Source organism: Paracoccus sp. T5 (assembly GCF_048538155.2).
Lineage (GTDB): Bacteria > Pseudomonadota > Alphaproteobacteria > Rhodobacterales > Rhodobacteraceae > Paracoccus.
Map to the genome: position 1 here is coordinate 2,648,362 of NZ_CM135809.1, position 15,925 is coordinate 2,664,286.

Consider the following 15,925-nt stretch of genomic DNA (forward strand, 5'->3'; position numbering starts at 1 on the left):
CGGCAGTGTGAGCATGGCAAGCCCAAGAAGCGGATAGTTGGGGATGGTCAGCACGTAGCCACAGAAGGCTGGCATTGCCAGTTGTTCAGGAGGCTTGGCGTTAGTGCCTGCCCCATCCGCATGCCTGCTATATGCATACAGACTTAGCCCTTCCTGCATGAGGAGGTAGGTTCGCATTGGAAGGAGATGAGCCAAAGCTCTCAATGGCGCTGTTCTCAAGGCTGCTGCTATGATGTGCTATTTGCAGATGACTCGACGCAGGAACGCGCATGCACGGCCACCATAATGAGGCTCTCGTCTTTCTGGCACTTCTGATTGCAGCGGTAACTTCCTATACGGCCTTGGACCTTGCCGGCCGCTTCGGTGCCGCAGCCACTCGATCAGCGCGGGCGACCTGGCTCGCCGGCGCCGCGTTCTCGCTCGGCGGGGGCATCTGGTCCATGCACTTCGTGGCAATGCTGGCCTACTCCATGCCGGGAATGCAGCCGTCCTATGCGCCGGGACTGACCGCATTGTCATTCTTTCTCGCAGTCGGAGCCACGGGCGCTGGTTTCGCGGTCCTGGGCCATCTGCGCCAGCGGGCGCTTGCGCTTCTTCTCAGTGGTCCCCTCATGGGCCTTGGCATCGCTGCGATGCACTACACCGGCATGGCGGCTCTGCAGATCCCCATGAGCGTAAGCTACGACCCGGCTTGGGTGGCAATCTCGCTTCTGATCGCGGTTACTGCCGCCACGGCTGCACTGTGGCTCGCCTTCATGAACACCGGCCAGGTTGAGAAACTCATTGCCGCAGTGGTCATGGGCGCCGCTATTTCGGGGATGCATTTCTCCGGAATGCATGCGGTGATCTATTCTCCGCTTCCCGGCGGCGAAAGCATCGGCATGAACAGCGTGAACCTAGAGGGGCTCGCCACCTGGGTGTCTGCCATCACTTTCGTGATCCTGTCTCTCGCCCTGCTTGCAGCAACCATGGACCGCCGCGTGGCGCAGCAAAGCCGCCGGGAAGCAGAACTTCTCAGAACAAGTGAGGAGCGCTTCCGGTTGCTCTATCGGCGGACGCCGCTACCGTTGCATGCTGTTGATCGCGATGACCGGATCCTGGATGTCAGCGACGCTTGGCTCGCCGTGCTGGGCTTTGACCGAAGCCAGGTGGTTGGCCGGCCTATCCGGGAGTTCATGACTCCCGCTTCCGCACAAGACCGAATGGAAGCCACCCGATCGTCGCTTCGTGAGACGGGAGAGGTTCATGAGGTCCAGGCGAGCCTCATCAGCAGGTCGGGAAAGGTGATTGAGGTGGAAATCACCCGCCGGGTAGAGGTGGGGGCCAAAGGAGAGTTTCTATCCTGCATTGAAGGACTTGTGGATGTCACGGCACGCAAGGAGGCCGAGAATGCGCTCAGGCAGACTCAGAAGATGGAAATATTGGGGCAGCTGACGGGGGGAGTGGCTCACGACTTCAACAACCTGCTCGCGATCATTCTCGGGAACCTGGAGCTGCTGCGGAAGGGGAACACCGACGACAAGCGCGCTCAGCAACTGATCGACATTGCAATCCAGGGGGTGCAACGAGGCGCAACGCTGACGCAACGGATGCTTGCTTTCGCGCGCCGCCAGACACTCGCACCTGAGCCAGTAGACGTCATTGCCCTTATCAACGGCATGGTCGATCTCCTGCAGCGGTCACTGGGACCGCAATATGAGCTACAGCTTCCCCAAACCGATCTCGTCGCCGTTGCGAGCGTCGATGAGAACCAGCTTGAAATGGCCCTCCTGAACCTGATCGTCAACGCTCGTGACGCCATGCCATGGGGAGGCTTGATCAAGGTTACCGCGGAAACCGTCGGCGCCGAGCCGTCTTCGCGGCAGATCGCAATCAAGGTGGTAGATCATGGTGCCGGGATGGATCCCGAAACCTTGGCTCGCGCAACAGAGCCCTTTTTCACCACCAAGGGCCCCACGAAGGGCACTGGGCTCGGCCTCTCCATGGTTCACGGCTTTGCCGCTCAATCGGGAGGCCAGCTCAAGCTCTCCAGCACGCCTGGGGAAGGAACGGAGGCAACAATCCTGCTTCGAGCGGCGGAGGCACCCGTTGCCGCCGAGGCGTTCCATGCACTTCCGGAAAGGGTGCATGCGCAGATGATGCCGGCCACGATCATGGCCGTGGACGACGACTTCCTGGTCCTGATGAACACCCAAGCCATGCTCGAGGACATGGGGCATCGTGTCATTCCCGCGCACAACGGAGAAGAGGCCCTGCGTATCCTGGACCAGACCGGCGATGTTGATCTTGTGATCACCGATCAGGCAATGCCGCGGATGACCGGTTTGCAACTTGCTGAAGCCATTCATGTTCGGCGCCCAAACCTGCCGGTTATCCTTGCCACTGGTTATGCAGAGCTTCCCACAGATCATCCCAACATCGCGTTCAAGCTCGACAAGCCCTACTTCCAGGGCCAGCTGAAGAAAGCGGTGCATGAGGCGCTGAGATCAAGGGAAGACGTGAACGTCATTCCCTTCAAGCTCCCTGCAAGCTGATCAACGTATCAGCTTTCGGTGCTGCGGCTTCAGTAGGTATTGACTGCAACGACCTCGCGGCCACCCTTGGCAGGCTTGTTCGCACGAAGGAGGAACTGCTGGCGGAGGAAATTGAGCACCACAATCGAACTCCGGCCTCGTTCCATACCTTCGTCCTACTGGTGCACAGCATCGGTCCACTTCAATAAATTTGCGCGCCACCTCGGGGGCGACCGCAGTCGTGGCCTCCAGAACGTGCCTCGCCTTTGATGTTCCCAAACCTTTTGAGTTGGTGCAGCGGCGGCCCCGGACGCTGGCAGTCCTGCCATGTCGGCGGCAGTATTGTGGGCTCAGAAGGGGGCACCAACACAGTTTGCCGGCAGCATCGATCCACCGCAAAGCAAAGAGGGTCACGTATCGCAGGTTCACAAACCCACGCACTTGCGCTTGCGCGGGCGGCAGGTGCCGGATCCACCAGCCGCTGCGTCAGGATGATGGGTATGCCTAGCAGATCCGACCGAAGAACACGATGCGCTTGTGGTCCAAGATCAGTGGGAGTTTGCCAAAAACGGCCAAGGTGCGGACCTTAGACTTTCTGCCAACTTGCCGATCCCGTCTGCTCGAAAGAAGCTGAACGGATCAGGTCATCGGAGGAGAGGGCCATGGCAAACACTGAAAACGTGCGTATTCATCCTGCCGTCGACAACGGCATAAAGCGAGACAGCTCGGACTTTTCCGGAGGCGCTTTGAGTTGTCATTGCACCAACAGGCCGGTGAGCATCCGCGTCGGAGCGCAAACCGCGCATAACCATGTCTGCGGCTGCACCAAGTGCTGGAAGCCCGACGGGGCGATCTTCAGCATGGTCGCTGTGGTGTCGCGCGACGCGGTCGAGGTCTTGGAAAACGCCGACAAGCTGCACGTGGTCAACAAGGATGCGCCGATCCAGCGTTACGCCTGCCGCGAGTGCGGAGTGCACATGTATGGCCGGATCGAGAGCAAGGACCACCCGTTCTTCGGGCTAGATTTTGTGCATACCGAGTTGTCGAAAGACAAAGGGTGGTCAGCCCCCGAATTCGCAGCCTTTGTCAGTTCCGTTATCGAGTCGGGTGTTGATCCCTCTCGAATGGACGGCATTCGGGCGCGACTGCGTGAGCTGGGGCTTACTCCCTACGACACGTTGTCACCGCCCCTGATGGATGCCATCGCCACCCATGCTGCCAAGCGCCAGACGAAACCTGCGCCCGCCCAGACACGGCAGAGCGCATCCCCAGTGCCTGCAGAGGCAAAGCAAAGCGCGTCCCCGGCGCCGCAACGGACACCGGCCCCGGCGCCCCCTGCCCAAGAAAGCAGATCAATCTTCACTCGGCTGCTGAACAAGCTTTTCGGACGGTAGTCAGCGATAAGGTGATGTTCTTCACCTGGGACGACAAGATGGATGATGCCAGTCTCGTCGTCCAGCCAAAGCCTTTCCCGACGCACCGCCGCGTTATGCCGTCAGGCCTCATGATTGCCGTTTGCGGCCGCATCCAGCGCGACGGTCGCACCGTCCCTCTTGTCGTGCATCAGACTCCCGATCACTCTGGGGATCTTGCCAGCATCGGCAAGCGCAATCGGGCGTTGTCACTTCCGGATGACCTTAAAGATGAGATGCAACAAGCCTCGCCTGCCGAGGCAGGAGAACCTCAGGGCGTGCCTGACGCTCGTCGCCTTCGGGATTGCATTGGCGCTTAGCAGAGGCCATGCAACGACTTGCTGGCGGCGCTGATAGCCCGCCAAGAGCCGACGAGTGCTTCTTTGGGGGATGAACAAGTGCCCTTGAGGCCAAGCACGCTCAGCAGCGTTTCGACGTCTGCCGCTGACTCACTTGCGCCCCATCAAGCGGAACCGGCTCTCTAAAGCTGAGCCGCAGCAGGATGAGGAGGCCAGCAAGATAGTTCGCGAAGATGCCCTTGAAGGCCAAGCCGGCGACCAGCGAGCCCACACTCAAAATCCGCGACAACGTTCCCGGAAAGATCAGAACCACCGCGGCGATCAGCGCCGGCGCTGGTGCCAGCGCCGGAGGAGTCAGGCCTCGCCCCGCATAGCGCGGCAGCGGCCATGTCAGGGCACGGACAATGAGGGCGGCTAGAAGGTTCGGCAGAAGCGCAACCAAGCCGCCCGCTAGCCGGGCGAGCTCGAACTGCAGGATGCGCGCGTTCAATGTCGGGAAGCATCGGCTTAGGGCGGGTTCATCATCCTCGGAAACGGTGCCGCCCGCAGCAAGGTTCACTATATGCGGCGGCAAGCATGAGCGACCGCTTCAGGGACGCTGTGCCACGGCAGCGTCAGCCACCTGACGGTCAGCTGTGGGCCGGATGGGTAAAATCGTGTCGAGGTTGCTGGTCTAGCTGCTTGAAACTCCCGAAGTCCCCGGCGAAGGCTATCTGCTCTCAGTGGAAGCGATCAATTTCCTAAGCGTAGGGCAGGCAGGCCCACTCCTGTCGCCTCGAACCCTCCATCTACCGCCAACACCTGACCCGTGACGTAGGACGCCTGATCGCTGCATAGAAATGCGATGGCCTGTGCGATTTCTCCCTCTTCCCCGTAGCGGTTCAGCGGGATCGAGTCGTGATAGGCCGCCCGAATTACAGGGCTGTGGACAGCGAGAGCCAGCTTGGTGTCGACCGGCCCGGGTGCCACGCAGTTGGCGCGGATGCCTTGTTGGCCCAGCTCGGCTGCCTGCTGACGAGTCAGGTGGATTACCGCCGCCTTGGAGGTGCCATACGCCACCCGCAAAGTGCTGGCCCGCAGCCCTGAGATGGAAGCGATATTCACGATCGCACCCCCTGTCCGCGCCAGATGCGGGATCGCCGCCTGCGAACACAGGAACACCCCGTCCAGATTCACCGCCATGATGCGACGCCAGGTTGCCAAATCGGTTTCCCCCATCGGCCGGAAATCGGCGACACCGGCATTGTTGACCAACGCGTCCAGTCGCCCTGACCATTCGACCGTGCGGGCGACCATCGCCTGAACCTGATCCGGGTCGGATACGTCACAGGTGACGGCCAGCGCATCCTCCCATCCCAGAACCACGCGCTGCAGCTCATCAGCGTCGATGTCGGCCAGAACCACGCGCCAACCGCGCTGAGACAGCAACCGGGCGGTCGCCAACCCGATGCCACGTGCGGCCCCGGTGATGATGGCGGTCTTGTCGGTCATGGGGGGTCCTTTCAGGAAATCATCTCAGCCAGTGGATCAGCCACAGCGACATCTGGGGAAAGGCCGCAACGACGGCCAGACCCGCCAGGGTGGCGGCCAGGAACGGCAGCGCCCCCCGCGCCACCCGCTCGATGGGCAAACGGGCCACATTTGCTGCCACGAACAGGTTGACGCCTACCGGCGGGGTGATCAGCCCGATGGCCAGGTTGATCATCACCACAACCCCGAACCAGACCGGGTCCCAGCCTAGCTCGTGCATCACCGGCAGCACGATGGGCAAGGTGATGAACATCACCGTGATCGCGTCCATGAACATGCCCGCGACCAGCAGGATCAACATGATCACCAAGAGGATCACCCACCCGTTGTCCGACAGCGCCAGAAGGCCGCCGGAATAGGTTCCAACCAGATCCTCAACTGTGATGACCCATCCAAACAGGCCCGCATAGGCCACGATCAGCATCACCGTTGCCGAAGATGCTGCCGCATCAGCCAGCGTGTCGTAAAGCGCTCGCAGGGGCAGGCTGCGATAGATCAGGCCGCCGACCAGCAGCGCATAGACGGTGGCCACCAGCGCGGCCTCGGTGGGTGTGAAGATGCCAGAATATATCCCGCCCAGAATCACCACCGGCGTCATCAATCCCCAAAAGCTGTCGCGGAAACTGCGCCACAGCCGCGGGGCATAGGGCAGGCCCCCATGGGGGTCGGGGACCAGCCGATCCAGCGACCCGCCCGCCCCTTTCGGCGCGATGAAGGGCAGCACGGCCAGCATGGTCAGCCCCATGAACAGCCCCGGAAGGATGGCCGCCACAAACAGCTGGGAGATGGACACCTCGGCGATAACCCCGAACAGCACCAGCCCGATCGAGGGCGGAATGACGATCGACAGCGCCGCCCCGGCGCAGACCAGGCCCGCGGCATGGGCGCGGGTGTAGCCGTCCTCCTCCATGCCCTTGATGATCATCGGGCCGATGGCCGCGACAGACGCAGGCCCCGAGCCACTCACCGCGCCCCAGAACAGGCACACCACCGTGCCAACCACTCCCATGCCCCCGGGCAAGCCGCCGACCAGCACCCGGAAAAAGCGGATCATCCGTTCCGCGATGCCGGTGCTGCCCATCAAGGCACCCGCCAGGATGAAGAAAGGGATGGCCAGCAGCGAATAGCGCGCCACGCCCGCCGTGATCAGATCACCCGCCAGTTCCAGCCCGAAGCCCATTCGCCACATCGCGTATAGCGCCGACAGGCCCAGAGAGAATGCCACCGGCACGCGCAGCGCCAGGAGCAGGAAGAACAGCACGATCATCTGCGTGCCGGGGCCGATGTCAGGCATGATCCGTCCCCGCCTGCCGGAATTCATCGATCGCATGCTGCACGAACCGCCAGGCGATCAGCAGAAACGCGAACGGCACCGCCGCTTGGTAATACCACATCGGGATCCGCAGCGCGTAGGAGGTCAGTCCGTTGAGATACAGCACCTGCACCGCCCCCAGAGCCAGCCAGGCAGACGCAACGAGCAGGCCCACCGACAGGATCACGGACAGCGCCACGACCGCCTGCCCTGCCCGGCGCGGCAGCATTGATACAAAAGCCGTGACCGCCAAGTGCTGTCCCTGCCGCGCCGCGATAGCCGCGCCGAAGACGGTCAGCAGCAGGAACCCGTTGGTCAGCAGTTCCTCGGACGAGGCCAGCGAATAGTTGGTGGCATAGCGCACCACCACATTGGCGAACCCCAGGAGGGTCATGCCCAGGAACAGCACGGCACAGATCAGCCGCTCGGCCTCGCGCGACAGGAAAGACAGCATGGGGACCTCCGGGCGGAGCGGGGCGCGGGGCGCTCCCCGTCCTGATTATTTCGCCTGCGCGATGGCATCCTGGAAGGCCGCGACCAGTTCGGGACCGACCCGTTCGGCCCATTGGTCAAAAGCGGGCTGGGTCGCCTCGCGGAAGGCGGCCAGCTCCTCGGGGCTGGGCTCATAGACCTCCATCCCCTTCTCGCGCAGGAAGGCAACACCGGTCTCGGTTCCCTCGCGGGTGATCTGGCGCTGGTAATCCATCGCCTCGGCCGCCACCTCGCGCAGCATGGCTTGGGTCTCGGCGTCATAGCCGTCGTATTTCTCCTTGGAGATGCCCAAGAAGATCGGGTCATAGGAATAGTGCCAAGTCGTCAGGTATTTCTGCACCTCGTAGACCTGTTGGGGAATGATCACCGCGCCAACGGGGTTCTCCTGTCCGTCGACGACGCCCTGCTGCAGCGCAGTCAGCGTCTCGGTCCATTGCATTTGCTGGGGGTTGGCGCCAAGCGCGTTCATCACGTCGATATACATCGGCCCCGCGACGCGCATGTTCAGGCCCTGCATGTCCGCGGGAGTCTTGATCGGGCGGGTGTTGTTCGTAACCTCGCGGAACCCGTTCTCGCCCCAGGCCAGCACCTCGATTCCCTTGCCCCGCAGTATCTCGCGCAGCGCCTCGGCGGGGCCTCCGTCGGCGGTGGTGGCATCCACCTGGGTATAGTTCTCATACATATAGGGCAGAGAGAATACCGCCATCTCCTGCACCAGCGGCGTGACGTTGATGGCGGATGTCATCACGAAATCCAGCGCGCCCCGGCCCACCATGTCGGCCTGACGCATCTGGTCGCCGCCGGCCAGCTGGGCGTTCGGAAACACGCGCAGCGCCATCTCTCCGTCGGTGCGTTCGGCCAGCAGTTCGCCGAACCGCTCGGCCCCCTTGTGCCAGGTCGTGCCATCGCCGGTGTTGTGCGACAGGCGCAGCGTCTCGGCCAGCGCGGCCCCCATGCCCATTGCCGAAACCAAAGCCGTGGCCAGCGCCAGCCGTCCCCATCCCAATTGTGACATCGCAATCCCCTCCCTGAACCTGCCACCCTCCCGTGGCGTCGGTTCATACCATGGTGCGACCTTCTGCAATGTGGCAAGGAAAAAACTTGCGCGAAACGCAATTCCTTTGCCATCCTGCTTGTAAGAAACGGGATTTCGTATGAGTCAGCCCAGCCCATCTGTTCATAATGTGGACCTTGCTGATACCGGCGCGCAAAGCGTGGACCGGGCACTCCTGTTGCTGTCCCTGATTGGCGCCAGCGGTGATCAGGGTGCGACGCTGGCCGGTCTGGTGGCCGGCACCGGGCTGAACAAGGCCACCGTCCGACGGCTGGCCTTGGCGCTGATCCGCGCGGGCATGGCTGAACAGGACGCGGGCAGCCGCTATTACTTGGGCGCGCAGATGCAGGTTCTGGGTGCGCAGGCCGCGCGGCGCCCCGGCCTGATTGCAGCGGCCAGCGAGAGCGTCATGCGCTTGGCGCAGATCACGGGCGATGCGGCGCTGCTGTCGGTGCGGCGCGGGGCCAGTTCGCTGTGCCTGATGCGCGAGGAGGGTAGCTATCCCCTGCGCAGCCATGCGCTGGTCGCGGGCCAGACGCACCCCCTGGGCGTCGGGGCAGGGTCGCTGGCCATGCTGGCCGCCCTGCCCGACGATGAGGCCGCCACCATCCTGCGCGCCATCTCCCCCGTGCTGGCCGACAGCTTTCCGGCGCTGACCCACGACCGGATGCGCGACCTGATCGCGCGCACCCGGGCCGATGGCGTGGCCCTGAACCCCGGTTTGGTGATCGAGGGGTCGTGGGGATTGGGCATCGCGCTTAATCATCCTGACGGGCGGCTCGCGGGCGCCCTGTCCATCGCCACGGTCGAGGCGCGGATGCGCCCCGACCGCCTGCCCGACCTGACCCGCCATCTGCGCGCCGAGGCCGCCCGGATAGAGGCCCGCCTGGCACAGCCAACCAAGGACAGACAGACATGACCGACCCGATGATCGTCGGCTGGAGCCACACGCGCTTTGGCAAGTCCGACGCCCCCGACACCTGCGCCCTGATGGCCGAGGCCGTGCCCTTGGCGCTGGACCATGCCGGCATCACGGCAGCGGACGTGGACGGCATCTTCACCGGCGTCTTCAACAACGGCTTTTCGCCGCAGGATTTTCAGGGCGCGCTGGTCGGCATAGCGGTCCCCGACTTGGCCCATGTTCCCGCCACACGATACGAGAACGCATGCGCCACAGGCTCTGCCGCCCTGCATGGCGCGATGGATTTCATCGCTGCCGGCCGGGGCCGCATCGCGCTGGTGGTGGGCGCGGAAAAGATGACCGCCACCCCTACCGCAGAGGTCGGCGACATCCTGCTGGGCGCCAGCTTCCATGCCGAGGAGGCGCAGGTGGACGCCGGTTTCGCGGGCCTCTTCGGGCAGATCGCGGCCAGCTATTTTCAGCGCTACGGCGACCGCTCGCAGGAACTGGCCATGATCGCAGCCAAGAACCACGAAAACGGAATGCTGAACCCCTATGCCCATATGCGCAAGGATCTGGGCGTGGCCTTCTGCAACACCGTGTCCGACCGCAACCCCCGCGTAGCGGGACCGCTGCGGCGCAGCGACTGCTCGTTGATCTCGGACGGGGCGGCGGTGCTGGTGCTGGCCGATGCGGACACCGCGCAGACGATGCGCCGCGCCATCGCCTTTCGCGCCCGCGCGCAGGCCAACGACCCGCTGGCCCTGTCGCGGCGCGACATGCTGGCGATGCGCGCCGCCCGCGCCGCCTGGACGCAGGCGCTGGACCGCGCGGGCGTGACCCTGGACGACCTGTCGCTGGTCGAGACCCACGACTGCTTCACCATCGCCGAGATGCTGGAATACGAGGCGATGGGCCTGGCCGAACCCGGTCAGGGCCACCGCGTGATCCGCGACGGCGTGACCCATCGCGACGGGCGGCTTCCGGTGAACCTGTCTGGGGGGCTGAAATCACGCGGCCACCCCATCGGCGCGACGGGCGTGTCCCAGCATGTCATGGCGGCGATGCAGCTGAGCGGCGATGCCGGCGACATGCAACTGCCCGGCGCGACCATGGCGGGCGTCTTCAACATGGGGGGCGCGGCGGTGACGAACTATGTCTCGATCCTGGAGCGGGTGCGATGATCCCCGTTTCGGACCGGGTGATGAACCTAGGCCATTTCCTCACCCAGAACGCCCGCCGCCTGCCCGACGCCCCTGCCCTGATCCATGGCGACCATGTCACCACCTGGGCGCAAATCCAGGCCCGTGTCGGCGCATTGGCCCACGCGCTGTCGCGCGATTTTGGCCTGACCAAGGGCGACCGCGTCTTGGTGCAATCCTCCAACTGCTTGCAGATGCTGGAGACGATGTTCGCCTGTTGGCACATCGGCGCGGTCTGGGTGCCCGCCAATTTCCGCCTGTCGCCCGATGATCTGGCCTATCTGGCCCTGTCCTCGGGCGCGCGTGCGATGTTCTGCGGCGCGCAGTTTCCGGACCATGCTGCCGCCTGCGCAGCCCATATCCCGGCGATCATCCCCATCGGCGCATCGCCCCTGGGCCCTGACCACGAGGCGCTGATCGCGCGCCACATGGGCCGGATGCCGCCCGAAGCCGCGGTCACGCGCGATGATCCGGCCTGGTTCTTCTATACCTCGGGAACGACGGGACATCCCAAGGCCGCGGTGTTGACCCATGGCCAAATGGCCTTTGTCGTCACCAACCACCTCTGCGATTTGATGCCCGGCACCACGGAACAAGACATCTCGCTGGTGGTGGCACCGCTGTCGCATGGAGCAGGCATCCACGCGCTGACCCAGATCGCGCGCGGCGTGCCGACCATCCTGCCCACCGGCGACCGCTTCGACGCGGCCCATCTGTGGTCGCTGGTCGAACGGCACCGGGTGACGAACATGTTTACCGTCCCCACCATCCTGAAGCTGCTGGTCGAGGATGCGTCAGTCGCGCGCCATGACCACTCCAGCCTGCGCTATGTCATCTATGCCGGTGCGCCGATGTATCGCGCCGACCAGGTCCGAGCGCTCCAGACGCTTGGTCCGGTGCTGGTCCAGTATTTTGGCTTGGGAGAGGTCACCGGCAACATCACCGTCCTGCCGCCCGCCCATCATTCGCCCGACGACGCGCACATGCGCATCGGCACCTGCGGGCTGGCGCGCACCGGCATGCAGGTGCAGGTCCAGGACGACCAAGGCACTGAGCTGCCCACCGGCCAGACCGGAGAGATCGCGGTCATCGGCCCCGCCGTTTTCTCCGGCTATCACGACAACCCGGATGCCAATGCAAAGTCCTTTCGCGACGGCTGGTTCCTGACCGGCGACCTTGGCCACATGGACGCGCAGGGGTTCCTCTATCTGACGGGGCGGTCGTCGGACATGTTCATCTCGGGCGGATCGAACATCCACCCGCGCGAGATCGAGGAAAAGCTGCTCACCCACCCCGACCTGTCCGAAGCGGTCGTGCTGGGCACGCCCGATCCCGTCTGGGGCGAGGCCGGACTGGCCGTCTGCGTCCCCCGCGCGGGCACGACACCCGACCCGCAGGCGGTGCTGGACTGGCTAGCCCCGCGCATCGCCAGCTACAAGCGACCCAAGCGCCTGCTGATCTGGGACGCGCTGCCTAAATCCGCCTATGGCAAGGTCACCCGCAAGATGATCCGTGAGGAGTTGATCGCCCGTAATCAATGGCCGCAGCCGGGATGCTGATTCATCCCGGCCCGGCGGATCGACAGCGCGTCCAGGTCGTTCCCTGCCGCGCGCATCCCGTGCGCCTGCGACTGAGGGCAGGGTTGCCGCTGGACCGCGCCGTTGCCGTTGCCGCCCGGCATGCGGGGATCACTGCCGCTTGGCTGATGCTTGAGGATCTATCCTGTGATCGGCTGTCCTTCGTCATCCCGGCGCCGCCGCCGGGCGACGGGCGCGTGGCCTTCTACAGCGATACCCGTATCCTGGGCCCAAGTGCTCGCATCGTCACCGCCGGCCTGCATCTGGGCCAAGGGCGCGCGATCCATGCACACGGCCTCTGGACCGACGCCACGGGCGTCCTGCAGATGGGCCACCTTCGTCCCGAAGCCACGCAACTGTCGCGCAGCGTCCAGATCAGCGGATGGCACTTGGATGGTGCCGTGTTCCGCCGCGGGCCCGACGCCGAGACGGGCTTTCCACTGTTCAGTCCCGGTCCGCGACCCCGGCGGCTTTCGGGAGGACTTCCTGCGCGACTTGTGCGACTCCGCCCGCATATGGACCTTGTGCCCACGATCAACGCCTTGACGCGCGGCCGCACGCGTGTCCTCGGCCTCGGCAGCCTGATCGGCACGCGCTTCTCTACATGCGCCTCACTGCCCGGCCCAGCGACTGAGATCCTGATCCTAGGCCAGGATTGCGCCCGATTACGCATCGCTTCGGTCGGTCAGGAAGGCACAGTGCATCAAGGCGTGCTCTCAGGATCAAACATGGTCTGCATCACGGCGGAATTGCTGTTGATCGATGCTTAGCAAGCCAAAGCTGACCAGGTCATCCGACAATGGGCATTGAGGGACTTAAACACGAAATCTACCCCGCGTCCGGTAGATCCTGCCGACGTGGGCTGAAGCGACCTTACCTCGCGTGGCACCCGCCCGATCCGTCGGCAGCGCATCTCATCAGCAGAAGTTTAGCCGGAACCCGACGGAGCTGGGTATTTGCCCGGTCCCGAAGTGCATAGCATTTGCAGCATCTCGCTATAGCGGCCATTCAGCCTAAGCGCGAGGTTCCAGCTCCGGAGCGGAGAGGGCGAAAAGCGGGCTGACGGCACCGCGGCAAAGTAGCCGCAGCAATAGCGGAGAGCGGTCGTTCCTGCGAAAAGAGCGAACGGAACTCTAGATTATCTCTCAACGGCCTACTACCGTCGTTTAGAGCTATCAACTGTCGCCTAGGTCATGTTGACAAATGGCGGAGCCACAGCCTGACACAGGCGATGTCAATGAAGCCAAGAAAGCTGGCGGCTGTTTTGTCATAGCGTGTCGCGAGCCTGCGAGTGTTCTTCAGCTTGTTGAAGCAGCGTTCGACCATGTTGCGCAGGGTGTAGAGGGTCATCTCCACGGTCTTTCGGACCTTGCGGTTCTTGCGCATCGGGATCATCGAGACGGCGTCGCGTTTCTCAACATCTTCTCGGATTTTGTCAGAGTCGTAGCCTCTGTCAGCCACCAAAACAGCAGGCGACGGCAGGTTGTCGGCCATCACCAGATCATAGCCGGCATAGTCTGAATCCTGACCCGGCGTGATCTCGGTCCTCATAGGGAGGCCAGCGCTGTTGACGCGGAGGTGGATCTTGGTCGAAAAACCACCTCTTGAACGGCCAAGAGCCTCTTTCGAAGCCCCCCTTTTGCGCCGGCCGCATGATGGCGGGCCCTGATGACTGTGCTGTCGATCATCTGGAGCTTGTCCGGGACGAGCCCGGCATGGTTCAGCGCGTCCAGGACATCTTCCCACAGCCCGGCCAGCGTCCAGCGCCGGAACTGGCGATAGACTGAGAACCACTTGCCAAACTCCTGGGGCAGATCCCGCCAAGGCGCACCAGTTCGTGCGATTCAGAAAACACCTTCCAAAACAAGGCGATGATTTACAGGCTTTCGTCCGTTCGCATGCCGGACACCCCGGATGAAGCCCTCAAAGAATGCCCACTCGTCATCCGACATCAAGTTGCGTGCCAAGCTCACCTCCAACGCAGAGGTGAGCTTGAATCATAGCTGTCAGCGAACCGGAATCCCTTTTGTCAACGCGGCCTACGGATACGATATGAAGAAGATGACCATACGCATCTCAAGATCAAATGGAGATATCCAGTATTGCTTCAATCCGGCGTTTATCCCCGCACTCGATGTAAAAGATGAAACGCACGGGAGGATGCTGGACTACCTCGATCAAGAAGCTTGAGGTCTAGGACTGTCATGCTAGCCGAACAAAAGGAGCTAAAGCTGGGGCAATGGCGAGTTGCAGCTTAGCTCCTGCTCTGCTCTCCCTGAAACTTAGAATGTTAGAAATTGGGAGTTTTCGGCTAACCTTCCTGGGCAGGGAGAGGAGCAGCGCACGCTGAAGCAAGCGCTACGCTATACCGGGAGACGTTCCGGGGCCAAGTTTCTGTGTAGCAGACGCTGGACTGTCGAGCTTGCCGCGCCATGCTGGAACGCTGAGTTTACAGAAGCCGCATTGTGGACTATCGCTGCCAGGCCGCTACTGGGAGAATGACAAAAACCACGTCCAGCAGAGAAGACGCTGACCGGTCAATTTCGCCACGGCAAGATCTAATGTCGCTTCGGGGAAGCTGCACTGCTACGCTAGAAAAGGGTCGACAGTCCGCAATGGCGCCGCCACCTGCCGTCCCTCTTCACCGGCTCGGAGCGTGCCGTTCGGCCTGTCGACAGCCTTCGTCAGGACAATGAGACCTTGAGGATGTGACGATCATCCGCTGTCTTGAACAGGAACGATAGCTCTGCCTGGGCCCCGCAGGCTGCGGCGTAGCGGAGAACGTTTTCTAGGTTGGGCAAGGCAGCCGTCGGGCTTTCCAGCCGTGATATCATCGACAGTGTCAGCGGCCGGTCGAGTTCTTCCGATGCATGTCGAAGATCGGATTGGCTCATCTGCTTCGTCTTGCGCATTGCCCGCAGGGCCATGGCAAGATCAGCTTTTGCCCGGTGCTGATCAAGCAAGGCCGCGCCTGCAGGATTGGCGGACCGCATCCTCTCCAGGAGGCTGCCCCCGCCATCGTCGGCCTTCTTGCCTCGTTTTGATCGTCTTGCTGTCATTGCAACCTCCTCGCCGTAGCGCCGCTCTCCATGTGCGCATCGAGGTTCTTCAACAGCGCCAGGAGGCGCGCGATCTTCGCCTCGAGGAGCGCCTCGTCCACAAGCGCCAGATACCCCGAAGACCACAGCGGCAGGTAGCCGGTTCTCCGCTTCGGATCATGGCCGGAGGAGGCGAGCGTGATCACTGCACGCGGGAACGGTGTGCCAAGGCGATACCACCGGCTGATCGTCCTGGCCCATCCGGCGTCACGGTTCAGCCCGACCAAGGCCGACGTCATGACTTGGCAATCGCCCAGCAGCGGATGCCCGGAGACCTGCGCCCAGAGGGCCGGAAGATCGTCTTCACCCTTGACGAGAACGGCCCAAAGATCTGCCAGAGGTGCCTCGGCGAGATCCTCAGGCGTGGGACCTCGCTCGAGCGCGGCAACGGAAGCCTTGGCAAGGCGGATGAAACTGTGAGGGTCATGCATTTCGATCTCCATGATGGTGTCTGCTTCACTGGGCGTGGCCACAAATGGCGGTCGCTCACTCGATGCTTCCATCGAGAGCACTGCGGCCCCAGGATCACCGGCTT

At 63.1% G+C, this 15,925-nt stretch carries 14 protein-coding genes and 2 pseudogenes; 8 read left to right on the top strand and 8 right to left on the bottom strand.

Annotated features, from left to right (window positions below; all coding sequences use genetic code 11):
• Positions 1-269 precede the first annotated feature (269 nt).
• The 3 genes and pseudogenes from ACNR9W_RS12980 to ACNR9W_RS12990 all read left to right on the top strand — a co-directional run bounded on the left by ACNR9W_RS12980 (position 270) and on the right by ACNR9W_RS12990 (position 4,245).
• Complete coding sequence (locus ACNR9W_RS12980; RefSeq protein ID WP_419269096.1) at positions 270-2,534, top strand: MHYT domain-containing protein; 2,265 nt, start codon at positions 270-272, stop codon at positions 2,532-2,534.
• A 641-nt stretch (positions 2,535-3,175) separates the two neighbouring features.
• Positions 3,176-3,742, top strand: a pseudogene (gene gfa, locus ACNR9W_RS12985) (S-(hydroxymethyl)glutathione synthase); the annotation flags it as partial.
• A 179-nt stretch (positions 3,743-3,921) separates the two neighbouring features.
• Positions 3,922-4,245: a hypothetical protein gene (locus ACNR9W_RS12990; RefSeq protein ID WP_419269097.1), complete on the top strand. Its 324-nt coding sequence runs from the start codon at positions 3,922-3,924 to the stop codon at positions 4,243-4,245.
• Positions 4,246-4,345: 100 nt separating this feature from the next.
• On the opposite strand, the gene ACNR9W_RS12995 is transcribed toward ACNR9W_RS12990, so the two are convergent.
• The 5 genes from ACNR9W_RS12995 to ACNR9W_RS13015 form a co-directional block, all read right to left on the bottom strand.
• Positions 4,346-4,714: a hypothetical protein gene (locus tag ACNR9W_RS12995; protein WP_419269098.1), complete on the bottom strand. Its 369-nt coding sequence runs from the start codon at positions 4,712-4,714 to the stop codon at positions 4,346-4,348.
• A 242-nt stretch (positions 4,715-4,956) separates the two neighbouring features.
• Positions 4,957-5,715, bottom strand: a complete 759-nt coding sequence (locus ACNR9W_RS13000; RefSeq protein ID WP_419269099.1) for an SDR family NAD(P)-dependent oxidoreductase — start codon at positions 5,713-5,715, stop codon at positions 4,957-4,959.
• 19 nt (positions 5,716-5,734) lie between these two features.
• Positions 5,735-7,048, bottom strand: coding sequence for a TRAP transporter large permease (locus ACNR9W_RS13005; protein WP_419269101.1), 1,314 nt, complete (start codon positions 7,046-7,048; stop codon positions 5,735-5,737).
• Positions 7,041-7,520, bottom strand: coding sequence for a TRAP transporter small permease (locus tag ACNR9W_RS13010; protein ID WP_419269102.1), 480 nt, complete (start codon positions 7,518-7,520; stop codon positions 7,041-7,043). Before ACNR9W_RS13010 ends, ACNR9W_RS13005 begins: the two co-directional genes overlap by 8 nt.
• Before the next feature lie 45 nt (positions 7,521-7,565).
• Positions 7,566-8,573: a DctP family TRAP transporter solute-binding subunit gene (locus ACNR9W_RS13015; protein ID WP_419269104.1), complete on the bottom strand. Its 1,008-nt coding sequence runs from the start codon at positions 8,571-8,573 to the stop codon at positions 7,566-7,568.
• 199 nt (positions 8,574-8,772) lie between these two features.
• On the opposite strand from ACNR9W_RS13015, the gene ACNR9W_RS13020 reads away from it, so the two are divergent.
• From ACNR9W_RS13020 to ACNR9W_RS13035, 4 genes are all read left to right on the top strand, one after another.
• Complete coding sequence (locus tag ACNR9W_RS13020; RefSeq protein WP_419269106.1) at positions 8,773-9,531, top strand: IclR family transcriptional regulator; 759 nt, start codon at positions 8,773-8,775, stop codon at positions 9,529-9,531.
• Complete coding sequence (locus ACNR9W_RS13025) at positions 9,528-10,697, top strand: acetyl-CoA acetyltransferase (RefSeq protein WP_419269107.1); 1,170 nt, start codon at positions 9,528-9,530, stop codon at positions 10,695-10,697. Before ACNR9W_RS13020 ends, ACNR9W_RS13025 begins: the two co-directional genes overlap by 4 nt.
• Positions 10,694-12,274 carry an acyl-CoA synthetase gene (locus ACNR9W_RS13030; RefSeq protein WP_419269108.1) on the top strand — a complete coding sequence of 527 codons (1,581 nt, stop codon included), beginning with the start codon at positions 10,694-10,696 and terminating at the stop codon, positions 12,272-12,274. Before ACNR9W_RS13025 ends, ACNR9W_RS13030 begins: the two co-directional genes overlap by 4 nt.
• An 83-nt stretch (positions 12,275-12,357) precedes the next feature.
• Positions 12,358-13,062, top strand: a complete 705-nt coding sequence (locus tag ACNR9W_RS13035; RefSeq protein WP_419269110.1) for a PPC domain-containing DNA-binding protein — start codon at positions 12,358-12,360, stop codon at positions 13,060-13,062.
• Between the two features lie 421 nt (positions 13,063-13,483).
• Here the strand turns inward: ACNR9W_RS13035 and ACNR9W_RS13040 are convergent.
• Positions 13,484-14,265, bottom strand: a pseudogene (locus tag ACNR9W_RS13040) (IS5 family transposase).
• 88 nt (positions 14,266-14,353) lie between these two features.
• Here ACNR9W_RS13040 and ACNR9W_RS13045 point away from each other — a divergent pair.
• Positions 14,354-14,482 (top strand): hypothetical protein, encoded by a 129-nt coding sequence (locus ACNR9W_RS13045; RefSeq protein WP_419271147.1) that lies wholly within the window; start codon positions 14,354-14,356, stop codon positions 14,480-14,482.
• 494 nt (positions 14,483-14,976) lie between these two features.
• Here ACNR9W_RS13045 and ACNR9W_RS13050 read toward each other — a convergent pair whose 3' ends face one another.
• Together ACNR9W_RS13050 and ACNR9W_RS13055 are read right to left on the bottom strand one after the other, a co-directional pair.
• On the bottom strand, positions 14,977-15,351 hold the full coding sequence (locus ACNR9W_RS13050) for a hypothetical protein (RefSeq protein WP_419271148.1): 375 nt from the start codon (positions 15,349-15,351) through the stop codon (positions 14,977-14,979).
• Complete coding sequence (locus ACNR9W_RS13055) at positions 15,348-15,893, bottom strand: DUF6634 family protein (protein WP_419271149.1); 546 nt, start codon at positions 15,891-15,893, stop codon at positions 15,348-15,350. Before ACNR9W_RS13055 ends, ACNR9W_RS13050 begins: the two co-directional genes overlap by 4 nt.
• Positions 15,894-15,925: the final 32 nt, after the last annotated feature.